The organism is Caulobacter sp. DWP3-1-3b2 (assembly GCF_049896325.1).
Taxonomy (GTDB): domain Bacteria; phylum Pseudomonadota; class Alphaproteobacteria; order Caulobacterales; family Caulobacteraceae; genus Caulobacter.
In genome coordinates, this window is the sequence record NZ_JAFCUB010000010.1 from 97,648 (window position 1) to 112,266 (window position 14,619).

At 66.2% G+C, this 14,619-nt stretch carries 12 protein-coding genes, 4 tRNA genes and 1 pseudogene; 13 read left to right on the forward strand and 4 right to left on the reverse strand.

Annotation, left to right across the window (positions count from 1 at the left end; translation table 11 throughout):
* Positions 1-6 precede the first annotated feature (6 nt).
* Positions 7-2,022 carry a class I poly(R)-hydroxyalkanoic acid synthase gene (locus tag ACP7AG_RS09680; protein WP_426030658.1) on the reverse strand — a complete coding sequence of 672 codons (2,016 nt, stop codon included), beginning with the start codon at positions 2,020-2,022 and terminating at the stop codon, positions 7-9.
* Positions 2,023-2,116: 94 nt separating this feature from the next.
* Between ACP7AG_RS09680 and ACP7AG_RS09685 the strand changes: the two genes are divergently transcribed.
* The 13 genes from ACP7AG_RS09685 (at position 2,117) to ACP7AG_RS09745 (ending at position 11,999) form a co-directional block, all read left to right on the forward strand.
* Complete coding sequence (locus tag ACP7AG_RS09685; RefSeq protein ID WP_426030659.1) at positions 2,117-2,566, forward strand: hypothetical protein; 450 nt, start codon at positions 2,117-2,119, stop codon at positions 2,564-2,566.
* Between the two features lie 109 nt (positions 2,567-2,675).
* Complete coding sequence (locus ACP7AG_RS09690; RefSeq protein WP_426012265.1) at positions 2,676-3,896, forward strand: LL-diaminopimelate aminotransferase; 1,221 nt, start codon at positions 2,676-2,678, stop codon at positions 3,894-3,896.
* A 121-nt stretch (positions 3,897-4,017) separates the two neighbouring features.
* Entirely contained in the window at positions 4,018-5,307 is a 1,290-nt protein-coding gene (locus tag ACP7AG_RS09695; RefSeq protein WP_426030660.1) for a homoserine dehydrogenase, read from the forward strand.
* A gap of 53 nt (positions 5,308-5,360) precedes the next feature.
* Complete coding sequence (gene glpX / locus ACP7AG_RS09700; protein WP_426012262.1) at positions 5,361-6,314, forward strand: class II fructose-bisphosphatase; 954 nt, start codon at positions 5,361-5,363, stop codon at positions 6,312-6,314.
* 147 nt (positions 6,315-6,461) lie between these two features.
* A complete protein-coding gene (locus tag ACP7AG_RS09705; protein ID WP_426012261.1) occupies positions 6,462-7,433 on the forward strand; it encodes a class 1 fructose-bisphosphatase in 972 nt (323 codons plus the stop codon).
* Positions 7,434-7,882: 449 nt separating this feature from the next.
* Positions 7,883-9,700, forward strand: a complete 1,818-nt coding sequence (gene recJ, locus ACP7AG_RS09710; RefSeq protein ID WP_426012259.1) for a single-stranded-DNA-specific exonuclease RecJ — start codon at positions 7,883-7,885, stop codon at positions 9,698-9,700.
* A gap of 69 nt (positions 9,701-9,769) precedes the next feature.
* A tRNA-Glu gene (locus tag ACP7AG_RS09715) sits at positions 9,770-9,844 on the forward strand.
* 54 nt (positions 9,845-9,898) lie between these two features.
* Positions 9,899-9,973, forward strand: a tRNA-Glu gene (locus ACP7AG_RS09720).
* A gap of 171 nt (positions 9,974-10,144) precedes the next feature.
* Positions 10,145-10,753, forward strand: a complete 609-nt coding sequence (cspD, locus tag ACP7AG_RS09725) for a stationary phase survival cold shock domain protein CspD (RefSeq protein ID WP_426012258.1) — start codon at positions 10,145-10,147, stop codon at positions 10,751-10,753.
* A gap of 96 nt (positions 10,754-10,849) precedes the next feature.
* The gene (locus ACP7AG_RS09730; RefSeq protein WP_426012257.1) at positions 10,850-11,368 is read left to right on the forward strand and encodes a DUF192 domain-containing protein; all 519 of its coding nucleotides are present in this window, start codon (positions 10,850-10,852) and stop codon (positions 11,366-11,368) included.
* Between the two features lie 75 nt (positions 11,369-11,443).
* Positions 11,444-11,520 (forward strand) — tRNA-Pro (locus ACP7AG_RS09735).
* 42 nt (positions 11,521-11,562) lie between these two features.
* Positions 11,563-11,868, forward strand: coding sequence for an ETC complex I subunit (locus ACP7AG_RS09740; protein WP_426012255.1), 306 nt, complete (start codon positions 11,563-11,565; stop codon positions 11,866-11,868).
* Positions 11,869-11,922: 54 nt separating this feature from the next.
* A tRNA-Arg gene (locus tag ACP7AG_RS09745) sits at positions 11,923-11,999 on the forward strand.
* Here the strand turns inward: ACP7AG_RS09745 and ACP7AG_RS09750 are convergent.
* From ACP7AG_RS09750 to ACP7AG_RS09760, 3 genes and pseudogenes are all read right to left on the reverse strand, one after another.
* Positions 11,958-13,697: a recombinase family protein gene (locus ACP7AG_RS09750; protein WP_426030665.1), complete on the reverse strand. Its 1,740-nt coding sequence runs from the start codon at positions 13,695-13,697 to the stop codon at positions 11,958-11,960. The genes ACP7AG_RS09745 and ACP7AG_RS09750 overlap by 42 nt on opposite strands.
* A 325-nt stretch (positions 13,698-14,022) precedes the next feature.
* Positions 14,023-14,340, reverse strand: a complete 318-nt coding sequence (locus ACP7AG_RS09755; protein WP_426030661.1) for a hypothetical protein — start codon at positions 14,338-14,340, stop codon at positions 14,023-14,025.
* Between the two features lie 82 nt (positions 14,341-14,422).
* Positions 14,423-14,619, reverse strand: a pseudogene (locus tag ACP7AG_RS09760) (IS630 family transposase); the annotation flags it as partial.

Consider the following 14,619-nt stretch of genomic DNA (forward strand, 5'->3'; position numbering starts at 1 on the left):
CAGACGTCAAGCCGCGTCTGAGCGCACCCTCACGAAGCTGCCGGGCGCGTCCTCGAGCGGCTTCAGCGGTCCCTTGGCGGGATCACGGGCCGCGACCAGCTTGCCCGACCTGGCCTTCAGCCAAGTCGCCCAATGCGGCCACCACGACCCGGCATGCTCCTCTGCGCCAGCTCGCCAGCCTTCGACCGAGCCGGGCAGGTGTTCGTTGGTCCAATGCTGATACTTCATGGCGTCCGGGTGGTTGATCACACCGGCAATGTGGCCTGAGCCGGCCATGGTGAAGGTCACCGGCCCGCCGAAGGCCCGCGCGCCGCGATAGACGCTGCGGAACGGGGCGATGTGGTCGTCCTTGGACGACTGGACATAGATCGGGGTCTTGACCTTCGACAGGTCCAGCTTCACCCCGCCCAGGGTCAGGTGGCCCTGAGTCAGGGCGTTGTCCCTGTAGAAGTTGCGCAGATAATAGAGGTGTAGGGCCTTGGGCATGCGCGTCTGGTCGGCGTTCCAGAACAGCAGGTCGAAGGGCCGCGGCTCCTTGCCCATCAGGTAGTTGTTGATGAAGAACGACCAGATCAGGTCATTGCCGCGCAGGCTGTTGAAGGTGTCGGCCATCGACTGGCTGGGCAGGTAGCCGCCCTGGGCGTCGATCTGCGCCTCGATGGTCTTGATCCAGGCCTCGTCGGTGAACAGCAGCAGGTCGCCGGCCTCGGAAAAGTCCTGTTGAGCGGCGAAGAAGGTGGCCGAATTGATCCGCTTGTCGCCCTTGGCGGCCATGTGGGCCAGGGCGCAGGACAGCAGGGTGCCGCCGATACAGTAGCCGACGGTGTTGACCTTATCGACGCCCGTCTGGGTCATCACCTGCTGGGTGGCGTCGTAGATCCCTTCGAACATGTAGTCCTCGAAGGTCTTGTCGGCCTGGCGGTTGTCGGGATTGACCCACGAGGCGACGAACACCGTGAAGCCCTGGCCTGTGAGCCATCGGATCATCGAATTTTCGGGGCGCAGGTCCAGAATGTAGAACTTGTTGATCCACGGCGGGAAGATCAGCAGCGGGATCTCGTGCACCTGATCGGTGGTCGGTTGGAACTGCAGAAGTTGCAGGATATCGTTCTGGTAGACGACCTTGCCCGGCGCGGTGGCGACGTTCTCGCCCACCCTGAACTTGGCCAGGTCTGTCTGGCTGATGGCCAGTTGGCCGCCGCCGCGCTCTAGGTCAGCGGCGAAGTTGGCCATGCCGCGCACCAGGCTCTCGCCGTTGCTCTGGCGCACCTCGCGCAAGGCGGCGGGGTTGGAGATCAGGAAGTTCGACGGCGAGAACGCGTCGGTCAGCATCTTGGTGAAAAACTCGACCCGGCGCTTGGACGCGGGATCGACGCCCTCGGCTTGTGAGACCAAGTCGTTCAGCCAGTTCGACGACAGCAGGTAGCTCTGCTTCATCATGTCGAACATCGGGTTGGACGCCCAGTCCGGATCGCTGAATCGCTTGTCGCCGGCGGCAGGGGTCACGATCGGCTGGGTGGGCTCGCCGGTCATCTTGCGAGCGGCTGACTGCCACAGGTCCATGTAGCGGCTGAAGAGATCGGCCTGGGCTCGCAGCAGCCGGTCCGGCTGAGCGGCCAGGCTGGTCATCACTTCGTTGAAGGCCGGGCCGACATGGAAGGGGTCGGGGCTCAACGCGGCGGGACGGTCGGCCTGGCGCAGGGCGGCCTCGGCGATCGCGCCCTGGGCGGTGACGGCCGCGCGGGCCAGGTTGGCCGACAAGGTCTCCATCATCTGCCGTTGGTGGGGCGACAGGAACGCCTCGAAGTCGGGCATGGCGGCGGCGGAGCCCCTTGGCGCCTCTGGTGGCGGCGCCCGGCGCGTCGCCGATTCGGCTGCGGCGGCGCGGGAGTCGGGCTCGGGCTTGCGCTTCGGTGAAACCTTGGGGGCGGCCTTCGCCTTGGTCTTGGGGGCCGCGGGCGCCCCATCTACCTTGGGCGCGGCTCTTTTACGTGGTTTGGGGGAGGTTTCGATCTTGGCCATGGGCTTCCTTCCACCGTCTTATCAGGGCCATCTCGCTTGCGCGGTTCGGATGGCCTTTCACTCGCCGCGATCATCGCATAAGACCTGAGACAAGATGAACGACGAAACCGGTAAAACCGTACGTCTTGGCGTACTTTTCTGCGGCGCGGCCCTCGGGCTCGCCGCCTGCGCGTCGCCATTCACGCCGCCGCCAGCCGATCCGAGTTCCCCGGTCGCCGCTGCCGCGAACGCCGCGGCCAAGGGCTCCGGGCACGCCAAGAAGCCGAGCTTCTCCGATATCCCGGCGATCCCGACCGACGTACGCACCCCGGTCCAGTTCAAGAAGGCCGTCGGCGCCGAGAAGGCCGCCGCCGACCAGCTGAAGCGCGACACCGCGCCCAGCACCTGGACCCTGTCGGAAACCGACGCCTACGCCGCCAAGGCGCGCAGTGTCGCCAAGGTCCCGGCTAGCGACATCCCCACCGACGCCGACCGCGCCGAGACCGAAGCCTTCGCCAAGGCGGCGCGCGCCCGAGCGACCGCGCCTCCGTCCAAGCCCCAATAGGGCGACGGAGGCATAAATTTCCTTGAACTGGCTTGGCGAGGCCCCGCGCGGGGTCTATCCATGCCCGACAATTCGCTCCAGGCGCGCCGAAGCGGCGCAATGAGCCATCATGACCTCCGATTTCCACCGTATCCGTCGCCTGCCGCCATACGTCTTCGAAGAAGTGAACAAGATCAAGGCGCGGCTCCGCGCCGAGGGGACCGACATCATCGACTTCGGGATGGGCAATCCCGACATGCCAACCCCCAAGCACATCGTCGACAAGCTGATCGAGACCGCGCGCGACCCCAAGGCCGGCCGCTACTCGGCATCCAAGGGCATCGCCGGGCTGCGCAAGGCCATGGCGGGCTATTACGATCGCCGGTTCGGCGTGAAGCTGAACCCCGACACCGAGGTGATAGCCACCCTGGGCTCGAAGGAAGGCTTCGCCAACCTGGCCCAGGCCCTGACCGCGCCGGGCGACGTGATCATCTGCCCCAATCCCGCCTATCCGATTCACGCCTTCGGCTTCATCATGGCCGGCGGGGTGATCCGCCACGTGCCGGCCCTGACGCCCGAGCAGTACCTGTCCAATATCAGTCGAGCGGTGAAGCATTCGGTGCCGCCGCCCAGCGTGCTGATCCTGTCCTATCCGTCCAACCCGACCGCCCAGTCGGTGGATCTGGACTTCTACAAGGACGCCGTGGCCCTGGCCAAGAAGCACGACCTGCTGGTGATCAGCGACGTGGCCTATGGCGAAATCTATTTCGAGAATAATCCGCCGCCCTCGATCCTGCAGGTCAATGGCGCGCGAGATATCGCTGTTGAGGTCAATTCGCTGTCCAAGACCTACGCCATGGCCGGCTGGCGCGTGGGCATGGTGGTCGGCAACGCCCGTATCTGTTCGGCCCTGGCGCGGGTGAAGTCCTATCTCGACTACGGCGCCTATACGCCCGTGCAGGTGGCCGCCGCCGCCGCCTTGAATGGTCCGCAAGATTGCGTCGACGAGATCCGCGGCATCTATAAGAGCCGTCGCGACACGCTGGTGTCGTCGATGAAGCGGGCGGGCTGGGACATCCCCAATCCGCCGGCCTCGATGTTCGCCTGGGCCAAGATTCCGCCGGCTTACGAGGCCGCCGGGTCGATGCTGTTCTCGCGCCTGCTGATCGAGGAGGCCGGCGTGGCGGTCGCCCCCGGCATCGGCTTTGGCGAGTATGGTGAGGGCTATGTGCGCATCGGCTTGGTGGAAAACGAGCAGCGGATCAAGCAGGCCGCCCGCAACGTCAAGAAGTTCATCGCCAACGCCGACGCCATCCTGGCCAAGGCGCACAACAAGATGGAACAGGCCTAGCTGACGACAAGGGCATCACTCTTTTCCGTCTCCCCGGCGAAGGCCTGGCCCCGGCCTTCGCCGGGGAGATGGTTGGGGGGCTGAGTCCGGTGCGATGCAAGGCCAAGAAACGAGACAGAACATGACACAAAAGACCTGGCGCATCGGCGTCGCCGGCCTCGGCACCGTTGGCGGTGGGCTGCTGCAGTTCCTGAGCGAGCGTCCAGACTTCGCGCCGGCCGGCGACCGCGCCATTGTGACGGCGGTCTCGGCCCGCTCGCGCTCGCGGCCGCGCACGGTCGATATCTCTGGCCTGACCTGGTTCGACGATCCGGTGGCGCTGGCCTCGTCGCCGGATGTCGACCTGTTCGTCGAACTGGTCGGCGGCAGCGATGGTCCGGCAAAGGCCGCTGTCGAGGCGGCTCTGAAGCTGGGTAAGCCTGTGGTCACCGCAAACAAGGCCCTGATCGCCGAGCACGGGGCCGAACTGGCTGGCCTAGCCGAGGCCAATGGCGCGCCGCTGCTGTTCGAGGCCGCCGTGATGGGCGGCACGCCGGCGGTGAAGATGCTCCGCGAGGCGATGGTCGGCGACGACGTGATCAGCGTGGCCGGCATTCTCAACGGCACCTGCAATTTCATCCTCTCGGAGATGGAGAAGACCGGCCGATCGTTCGCCGAGGTGCTGCGCGAGGCCCAGGCCCTGGGTTACGCCGAGTCCGACCCGACCATGGACGTCGGCGGCTTCGACGCCGGACACAAGATCAGCATCCTGGCCGCCTTGGCCTTCGGCTGCGCGCCCAATTTCGGCGCCGCCGAGATCGAGGGCGTCAGCGAGGTCGAGCTTCTCGACATCAGGCTGGCCAAGGACCTGGGCTACCGTATCAAGCTGGTGGCCAGCGCCGCCAAGACCGACGACGGCGTGGCCGTGAAGGTCCATCCCAGCCTCACCCCGCTGGAGCATCCGCTGGCCCAGGCCGGCGGGGCGCTCAATGCGCTGTTCATCGAGGGCAAGCGGATCGGCCGGATCTACATCCAGGGACCCGGCGCCGGCGCGGGCCCGACCGCCGCCGCCGTGGCCGCCGACATCGCTGACGTGATGACCAACGCCGTGCGCCCGGTGTTCCAGGCCCCGGCCGGCCAACTTAAACCCTTCGTGGCCGTCGATCCCTCGAAGTCGGTCGGCAAGGCCTATCTGCGGATCATGGTCCGCGACGAGCCGGGCGCCATCGCCGCCATCTCCGAAACCCTGGCCGAATGCGCGGTCTCGATCGACAGCTTCCTGCAGAAGCCCGTCGAAGGGGCGGGGGGCGTGCCGATCGTGCTCGTCACCCATGCGACTCCCGAATCCAATCTCCTGGACGCGATTAGCCGCATCGAAAAACTGCACGCCGTGCTAGAGCGTCCCCGCCTTTTGCGCGTAGCGCGCATCTGAGAACCGCGAAAAGCGGTCGGAAGTTCAAGCCTCGCATAGGCTGGGAGACGTTGATGAGTTCGAAGACCCTGGACCGCTCGCTGGTCCTGGACGCGGTGCGCGTGACCGAAGCCGCCGCCATCGCATCCTGGACCAAGGTGGGGCGCGGCGACGAAAAGGCGGCCGACCAGGCCGCCGTCGACGCCATGCGCAACGCGCTCAACGACCTCAACATCAACGGTGAGATCGTCATCGGCGAAGGCGAGCGCGACGAAGCGCCCATGCTCTATATCGGCGAGAAGGTCGGCACGGGCAAAGGCCCCAAGATCGACATCGCGCTGGATCCGCTGGAGGGCACCACCCTGGCGGCCAAGGCCATGCCCAACGCCCTGGCGGTGATGGCCTGGGCCCCCAAGGGCACCCTGCTCAACGCCCCCGACACCTATATGGACAAGATCGCCTGCGGGCCTGGCCTGCCGGCCGGGGTCATCGACCTGGACAAGTCTCCGGCTCACAACGTGCTGTCCCTGGCCGCCGCCAAAGGCGTGGATCCCTCGCACATCACTGTCTGCGTGTTGGACCGTCCGCGTCACGCCGAGATCATCGCCAGCATTCGCTCGGTGGGGGCGCGGCTCTATCTGATCACCGATGGCGACGTGGCCGGAGTGATCGCGACCACTGATCCTTCGACTGGCATCGACCTCTATGTCGGGTCCGGCGGCGCGCCCGAGGGCGTGCTGGCCTGCGCGGCGCTGAAATGCGTGGGCGGCCAGTTCCAGGGCCGGCTCCTCTTCCGCAACAGTGACGAAAAGGCTCGGGCCGCACGGTGGGGCATCACCGAACTCGACAAGAAGTACGACCTGCACGACATCGTCCGGGCCGACGCCATCTTCGCCGCGACGGGCGTTACCTGGGGCAATCTGCTCGACGGGGTGACTTATAAGGACGGCTTCGTCCACACCCACACCCTGGTGATGAACTCCTCGACCGGCACCGTCCGCGAAGTGCGGATGAAGCGGAAGGTCTAGGCTTGGTTTTCGCGCGCCTTGTCGCGCGGGCGTCGCCCTTTTTAGGTCATAACCGCGCCGCCGCCGTTCGGCGGCTGAGCCGTCGTTGGCTCGCGTCTTCCCATTGACTAAGGTCGCGGCGAATCCCGCCGCCATTCGAGGCCCTGCATGACCACCCTGATCACCCTCGCCGACCATCTGGCCGCCGAGCGGACCGCCGACGACGCGGTCAAGGACGTGGTCGCCGCGGTCGCCGCCGCCTGCGTCCAGATCAGCCGAGTCGTCGCCTCGGGCGCGATCTCGGGCAGCCTCGGCGCGGCCGGCCAGGTCAATGTGCAGGACGAGGAGCAGAAGAAGCTCGACATCATCACCAACGACATCTTGCGGGACGCCCTGAAGGCCTGCGCGCCGGTGGCGGGCCTGGCCTCGGAGGAACTGGAAGAGATCGAGACCACCGGCCGGGAAGGGGGCTTCCTGGTCACCTTTGATCCGCTGGACGGCTCCAGCAATATCGACGTCAATGTCTCGGTCGGCACGATCTTCTCGATCCTGCCCGCGCCGACGGCGGGCGTCCCGACCGAGGCCGACTTCCTGCAGCCCGGCCGCCAACAGGTGGCGGCCGGCTATGCCGTCTACGGCCCCCAGACCATGCTGGTGCTGACCCTGTCTACGGGTGTGACGGGCTTCACCCTCGACGCGGACGGCGTCTGGCGGCTGACCCACGGCGACATCGTGATCCCCGCCGACACCGCCGAGTTCGCGATCAACATGTCCAATCAGCGCCACTGGGCGCAGCCGGTGCGGCGCTATATTGACGGCTGCCTGGCGGGCAAGCCGGGGCCGCGCGGCAAGAACTTCAACATGCGCTGGGTGGCCTCAATGGTCGCCGACGTCCACCGCATCGCCATGCGCGGCGGCGTCTTCCTGTATCCCTGGGACGCCCGCGAGCCTGATAAACCGGGCAAGCTGCGCCTGCTCTACGAAGCCAACCCGATGTCGCTGATCGTCGAGCGGGCCGGCGGCAAATCGACGCTCGACGGGGTCACGCCGATTCTGGACGTCCAGCCCACCAAGCTGCACCAGCGCGTGCCGGTGGTGCTGGGCTCGGCCAATGAAGTGGACCAGGTGGGGGCAGGGTAATCACTCGAGCCGGCCAAGAATCCCTCTCTCATGGAGAGAGGGAGGGGCCCGCCGCCGGAGGCGGTGGGAGGGTGAGAGGTTACACTCTCTCCGATCGGAGCACGGCAAGGTTCGTCCGCTGTGGCGCTGGGTCTGGCGAAGGTGGCGGTCGCTGGTAGCCGCATCCATGGCGAGAGCTCGGGACTGACCCCTGGAGGTGTTCAACGGCAGAATTCCGGATTTTCTGGTTGGCGGCGAAACCTCTCACCCTCCCACCGCTTCGCGGCGGGCCCCTCCCTCTCTCAAAAAGAGAGGGTTCTTTCGCTGTGTCCGCGCCTGACGCACCGCCGCCCTATCTTCCGTCGTCGCGCCACATGGAGCGAATCCGTCAAAGTGGGTAGGCTTGGAGCATGACCAAGAACGTCCAGAACGCTCATTCCAGCCGCTTCCCCGCGCGGGAGGCCTGAGCCATGGCCGACGGCGCCGCCGCCCCTATCGACACCGCCCATTTCCTCGACGTCTCCCGATCGCTGAGCGGCCGGGCCTGGCGCGAGCGGCCGGGCGATGCCGCCGCAGCGCGCAGCCACCAGCAGGTCCACGGCCTGTCCGAGCCCCTGGCCCGGGCCCTGGCCTCGCGCGGGATCGGGGTCGATCACGCCGAACACTATCTGCGGCCCACCCTGAAGGCGCTGTTCCCCGACCCCTCCAGCTTCACCGACATGGATATGGCGGCGACGATCCTGATCGACGCCTTGGAGCGCGGCCGCTCGACCATGGTGTTCGCCGACTATGACGTCGACGGCGCCACCAGCGCCGCCCAGTTGGTGCGGTGGTTTCGGCACATGGGCGTCGAGCTGCCGATCTATATTCCCGACCGCCTGACCGAGGGCTACGGCCCCAGTCCCGCGGCCTTCAAGACCATCCGCGCCACCGGCGCCGAGCTGGTCGTCACGCTGGACTGCGGCGCGGCGGCCTATGACGCCATCGCCAGCGCCGCCACCATCGGCCTGGAAGTGGTGGTGATTGATCACCACCTGATGCGCGAGGACCCGCCGGCAGCCGCCGCCGTGGTCAATCCCAACCGGCCGGGTTGCCAGAGCGGGCAGGGGGTGCTGGCCGCCGCTGGCGTGACCTTCGTGCTGCTGGTGGCGCTCAACCGCGAGGCCCGCAAGCGCGGCCTGTTCAGCGAAGACCGTCCCGAGCCCGACCTGCGCCAGTGGCTCGACCTGGTGGCCATGGGTGAGGTCTGCGACGTCACTCAGTTGGTCGGTTTCAATCGCGCCCTGACGACCCTGGGCCTGCGCACCATGTCCAGCTGGGGCAACCCCGGCCTCAAGGCCCTGTTCGAGGTGGGCAAGGGTTCCGGCCCCGCCTCGGTGTTCCATGCCGGCTTCATCCTGGGGCCGCGCATCAACGCCGGCGGCCGGATCGGACGTTCGGATCTCGGCGCGCGCCTGCTGTCTACGGACGACCCCGAAGAGGCCCGGATGCTGGCCGAGGAGCTGGACGGCCTCAACACCGAGCGCAAGGCGGTCGAGGCCGGCGTGGTCGAGGAGGCCGCCGCGGTTCTCGAGCGCGGCAGCAACTTCAATCCCGACGCTCCGGTCATCGTGGTGGCGGGGGAGGGGTGGCACCCCGGCGTCATCGGCATCGTCGCCGGGCGCCTGCGCGAGCGCTATCGCAAGCCGGTGGTGGTGATCGGCATCGACCGCGCCGCCAATGTCGGCAAGGGCTCGGGCCGCTCGCAGCCCGGCGTCAATCTCGGCGCGGCGATCCAAGCCGCCTTCGAGGCGGGCTTGCTGATGGCCGGCGGCGGCCACGCCATGGCCGCGGGCCTGTCGATGCGCCCCGACGCCATCCCCGAATTCCGCGCTTTTCTCGAAGAGCGCCTGGCCAGCGAGATGGACGCCGTGGGCGTCGAGGGCGTGGATATCGACGCCCTGGTTCAGCCGCGCGCCGCCAACCGCGCCCTGTGGACCGAATTTCAGCAGATGGCGCCGTTCGGTCCTGGCAATCCCGAGCCGATGTTCGCCCTGGCCGGCGTGCGCCCCGAGCGGGCGATGGCGATGAAGGGGGGGCACGTCCGCATGGATCTGGTCGGACCGTCGGGCGACCGAATCAAGGCCATCGCCTGGCGCTGCGCCGAGACCGATCTGGGCCGGCGCCTTCTGGCGGGCGGCGGCGCCCTGCATGTGGTCGGTCGTCTGAAACCGGACGATTATATGGGCCGCGAAGGGGTGCAACTGGAGATCGAGGACGCCGCCGACCCCCGCATGCGCACCGCTTGAAAAAACTACACCGGGTCGCTTGCGCCTCGGGGGGAAGCTTTGTATATCGCCTGCTCTTCGCGGCCACGTGGTCCCTTCGTCTATCGGTTAGGACGCCAGATTTTCATTCTGGAGAGAGGGGTTCGACTCCCCTAGGGACTACCACCGCCAAGCCTACTTAGACTTTACATGCGAATACCCGCCTGATGCAGGCGCCGTGGTCCCTTCGTCTATCGGTTAGGACGCCAGATTTTCATTCTGGAGAGAGGGGTTCGACTCCCCTAGGGACTACCACCACGACCATCACCCAGGTTTATGTCGGTTTTGAAGCCGCGACGAAATGTCGCGGCTGTCACCTGATGGGCAATCCCCCTCAATTGGTTATTGACGGCTCTCCTCACGCGAGAACAGTGTTATTCAGTGGTGCTCGCCCCTTGGGCTGTTTGGGCGGGCCAGAGGGGCGGAATGTCTGGTTTCGATTTCGAAGCATCGGGATCGCACGAGGAATTCGTGCGGATCAGCGGGCGCGTGAAGTGGTTTGATACGGGCAAGGGTTACGGTTTCATCGTGCCCGACGATCCGGGTCAGACCGGCCTGAAGGACGTGCTGCTGCACGTCACCTCGCTGCGCAACTGCGGGCGGGAGTCGGCGCTCGAGGGCGCGGTGATCGTTTGCGACGTGGTCAAGCGCCCAAAGGGCTGGCAGGTTTCGGAGGTGGTCGACCTGGACGAAAGCGCCGCCAGCGACTCCATAGAGCGTCCCAAGCGGCCGTTCGGCGACGCCGGCATGGGCTTGCGCCGCGAGCGCGACAGCTTCCGACCGGGCATCGACAGCGGGCGTCAAGCGCTGGAGCCTGTCGGACCGGCCGAGCGCGCCAAGGTGAAATGGTTCAACCGCACCAAGGGTTACGGCTTCGTGGTTCGCGACGGCCAGCCTGGCGATATCTTCGTGCATATCGAGACCCTGCGTCGCGGCGGCCTTGAAGACCTCCAGCCCGGTGAAGACGTGATGGTGCGCTTCGCCGATGGACCTAAGGGCCTGGTCGTCGCCGAGATCACCGCCGCCGACGACTGACAGGGCGGCCACGTTTTCGCCATCGCGTGCAGCGTCCTATTAGGACATATCGCGAGAACGGCTTGGCGAGATATCCAACGAGATGGGCAAGGCGTGATGACGACTCTGGGACGACGGGTTCCGGGACGGCAGGTCATCGTCCTGATGTTGCTCGGCGTGGCCTTGGTGGCCGCGCCCGCCGAGGCCTTCCAGGCCAAGCCCAGGCCGGCCGGCGTCGCCGGCAAGCCCACCAGCAGGCTCGACACCGTCGAAATCCGGACCAGCCGGGGTTCGGCCAAGTTCACGGTCGAGCTGGCCGTCAGCCGCGCCGAACAAGAGCGGGGGCTGATGTTCCGCAAGTCCCTGGCGCTCGATCGCGGGATGCTGTTTCCGTATAACCCGCCCCAGCGGGCGGCCTTCTGGATGAAGAACACCCTGATCCCGCTCGACATCATCTATATCGCGCCCAATGGCCGGGTGCTGTCGATCGCCCGCAACGCCGTGCCGCACGATGAGACTCCGCTGCCGTCCGGGGGCGTGATCGGCGGTGTGCTGGAAATCCCCGGCGGCCGCGCGGCCCAGCTGGGCATCCTGCCCGGCGATCGGGTGCTCAACAAAATCTTCCCGAAAGGCTGAGTTCCGCCGGAAACCGTGCTCGGATGCGTTGCTCCGCGCGGCGAAGCCCTGTAGAGCACGCGCCTGCCGGTGTTCCGGAGCGTAGCGCAGCCTGGTAGCGCATCTGGTTTGGGACCAGAGGGTCGCAGGTTCAAATCCTGCCGCTCCGACCACCGCAGGCCCTTTTTGGGTGATAGATCGACCTGGAGAGGCTCATGCTCGCGCGCATCTACCGCCCCGCCAAGACCGCCATGCAGTCCGGTAAGGCCAAGACCACGCATTGGGTGCTGGAGTTCGAACCGGCCTCGGCCAGACGGTCCGACCCGCTGATGGGCTGGACCCAGTCGAGCGACATGAACGGTCAGGTCCGCCTCGACTTCGAGACCCGCGAAGAGGCCGTGGCCTACGCCCAGCGTCACGAAATCTCGTTCCAGCTGTTCGAGCCCAAGACGCCCAGGCGGATCATCAAGGCCTACGCGGACAACTTCGCCGCCGGCCGTCGCCAGCCTTGGACGCACTAGGCTTTCCGCCTCAACATTTCCGCCCGAAGACCACGAAGTCGGGCCTCAAGGTCCGCGCCCTTAGCTCAGATGGATAGAGCACTCGCCTTCTAAGCGAGCGGTCGCTGGTTCGAATCCAGCAGGGCGCGCCACACCGGTACACGCGTAAGAACTCCAGATTGGCCTGCGGCGCGGTTCTCGCGCGTGTCCGACATGGGGTGCCACCCCAGAACACGCGTTGGAACCGCGAGAGCGGCCTCCTTCACTCCGCCGGTCGCCGCGAGCGTCCGGAAAAGCTCAACGCGACAACCACTTATCACCAAGCTTGTCGGAGAGTGGACTTCCACTCGCTGGGCGACCGCACGCAGCAGGTCGCGTCGATAGGTACCGTCTTCCGCCCTGAGCATTTTGCGGGTCGCCTTGGCGAACTTCCTCAAAAGGTCGGGCGTCACCAGAGGGCCAAGACGTTCTATCGCCCGCTCAGCTCGGTCGGCGTCTTCGATAGCGGTGTCGCGCTGGGAGACTAGGTCGCCGATTCGGACCTTCAACTGCGGATCGGATGGACTGGCCAGGCCCGCCTCGATCGCTTCGTAGAGCCGGTGCAGCCGCGCTTCGGCTTCGGTGGCGCGTTTGCGAAGATCGGCGACGTGCTTGTGCCTCTGCTCGACCCACACGCTTCGGCGGTCGATGATGTTGGTCATCATCTCCGCCAGCCGACGCGGTTCGAGCAGTCGATTCTCCAGATGATCGATGACCGCCTCGTCGACCGCGTCCATCCGCACGGTGATGCCGCCGCACCCCGTCGGGCCACACCGCGCCCGAGAGGCGCAGGTATAGTAGCGATAGGCGCCATTCTTGCCGGTCCGCAGCGTCATGGCGCAGCCGCACAGACCGCAGAAGCAGATCCCTCCGAGCAAGATTGGACTGCCGGTAAAACGGCCTCGCTCGCTTCGAGGATTGCGCGCGGCCATCAACAGCCTGACCGCGTCGAACTCTTCGGTCGATATGATCGGCGGGACGGAAGACACGATGTGTTCCGACGCGTCCTTCGCTTCGCCGGTCTTGAACACCCGGCTGTTGAAATGGTGCTCGCCTTTGTAGGTCTCGCGGGTGAGCGTCTGATGCACGCCGCTGATCCCCCAACGGCCGCCGTCGCGCGTGCGGATGCTGCGGTCGTTGAGGTGGCAGGCGATCGCCTTCACGCCCATCGGACCGGAGTTGTCCTTTCCCATCAGGGCGAGACGAAAGATCAGGCGCACGGTCTCGGCGTGTACGGGGTCGATCGCCAGCTTCCGCTTCATCTTCGCGCCGCGCAGCTCAGCGTCGACGACGCAATAGCCGATGGGCGGTCGCGAGCCGTTCCAGAAGCCCTGGCGGGCGTTCTCCTTCATCGCGCGCAGGGTGTGCTTGGCGTTTTCCCGTGACTGGTACTCGTCGAACAGCGCCATGATCTGACGCATCATCAGTCCCATCGGGTCGTCGCCCAGTTCTTGGGTGATCGAGACTAGGCGCACGCCGTTGCGAGTGAGCTTGCGGGTGTAAAACTCGAACAGGAACTGATCGCGGAAGAAGCGGGAAAACGAGTGGACCAAGATGACGCTGAAAGGCGCTGGCTTGGTCATTCCCTCGTCGATCATGGCCTGGAACGCGGGGCGCTTGTCGTCCGTCGCCGAGCTGCCCGGTTCTGAGAACTCCGAGGCGATCGTCCAGCCCTTGCTCAGCGCATAGGCGGCCAGCTGTCGCCGCTGATCGGGAATCGACAGGTCGCTGTCGGCCTGTCGGCCGGTCGAAACGCGCAGGTACAGGGCCACGCGGCCGGCTGCGGTTGAAGATGAAGGCTTGGCGTCCATGGTTTTGACTCCCGGTCAGGGCAGGGGGCCAAGCAACTGCGCCAGGACCCTGTCCAAATGGGTCTCGACGACGCGGAGTTCGTGTTCCGAGATTGGAACCGGCTCCGGCCAATCGTCCGTGACCTTGATAGAGACGACTGACGGTCGGCTCCGGGACATCGGCTTGGAGGATTTATTTTTTCGCGCTGGACGAGGCGGGCGGCGGGCCATGGCGCGACTTGCGGGCCGGACGCACCTCGGCGCAATGAGGGGGCGTCGAGAGACAAACAGGGGAAAACAAGCGGCGGGTCTCTCCGCGACGCTGACGTTTCCGCCCAAGGGCGCGTCAGTCGCCGCCGTCTTCGTTGGCGGGCCGGAAGGCCAGACGCATGTCCCGGATTTCAGCGATCATTGCCGCCGCGAGGGCATGGACGCGTTCCCAGGATCGGGCCTGAGCGGGCGTGCCCGCCTTGGCGACCGCTTCTTCCATGTCGCCGCCAAGTCGAAGCAGCACCGCATCAAGGTCCATAGGGTCACCGACGAGCTCGCTGATATTGAGCAGGCGGGCGGAGAACAGGTTGGCGAGAATCTCGTTGGCTAGGCCGCGCTCGCGCTGACGCGCCAGTTCAGCTTCCAGACGCTCGACACGCTCAGCAAGGTCCATGGCGGCCTCCGCGATCTTTGCCGGCGCGCCTTGACGCATATTCGGGACAAGGCGCGCCGCTGGAGTGTCATACCAACCGCCCTTAGCATGAACCTATAGTCGCCCATTGGCGGTGGCCGATGGATTTGATGCGGTCTGGTTCTGCCATCAATTTGTTCCTGGCTTCGCAGATGGCTTGGACGATGGCGTCGTCGTCGTCGAACACCCGGTTGGAGAGGAAGCGCTGTCGCAGGTGCTGCCAGACGTTCTCGGCGGGATTGAGCTCGGGCGAGCGTGGCG

Excerpts from the sequence above, each read along its gene's own strand:
- ACP7AG_RS09730 (WP_426012257.1), top strand. The coding sequence starts at position 10,850 with ATGACGACTCTGGGACGACGGGTTCCGGGACGGCAGGTCATCGTCCTG.
- ACP7AG_RS09690 (WP_426012265.1), top strand. The coding sequence starts at position 2,676 with ATGACCTCCGATTTCCACCGTATCCGTCGCCTGCCGCCATACGTCTTC.
- recJ (WP_426012259.1), top strand. The coding sequence starts at position 7,883 with ATGGCCGACGGCGCCGCCGCCCCTATCGACACCGCCCATTTCCTCGAC.
- cspD (WP_426012258.1), top strand. The coding sequence starts at position 10,145 with ATGTCTGGTTTCGATTTCGAAGCATCGGGATCGCACGAGGAATTCGTG.
- ACP7AG_RS09750 (WP_426030665.1), bottom strand. The coding sequence starts at position 13,697 with ATGGACGCCAAGCCTTCATCTTCAACCGCAGCCGGCCGCGTGGCCCTG.
- ACP7AG_RS09705 (WP_426012261.1), top strand. The coding sequence starts at position 6,462 with ATGACCACCCTGATCACCCTCGCCGACCATCTGGCCGCCGAGCGGACC.
- glpX (WP_426012262.1), top strand. The coding sequence starts at position 5,361 with ATGAGTTCGAAGACCCTGGACCGCTCGCTGGTCCTGGACGCGGTGCGC.
- ACP7AG_RS09695 (WP_426030660.1), top strand. The coding sequence starts at position 4,018 with ATGACACAAAAGACCTGGCGCATCGGCGTCGCCGGCCTCGGCACCGTT.
- ACP7AG_RS09680 (WP_426030658.1), bottom strand. The coding sequence starts at position 2,022 with ATGGCCAAGATCGAAACCTCCCCCAAACCACGTAAAAGAGCCGCGCCC.
- ACP7AG_RS09755 (WP_426030661.1), bottom strand. The coding sequence starts at position 14,340 with ATGGACCTTGCTGAGCGTGTCGAGCGTCTGGAAGCTGAACTGGCGCGT.
- ACP7AG_RS09740 (WP_426012255.1), top strand. The coding sequence starts at position 11,563 with ATGCTCGCGCGCATCTACCGCCCCGCCAAGACCGCCATGCAGTCCGGT.
- ACP7AG_RS09685 (WP_426030659.1), top strand. The coding sequence starts at position 2,117 with ATGAACGACGAAACCGGTAAAACCGTACGTCTTGGCGTACTTTTCTGC.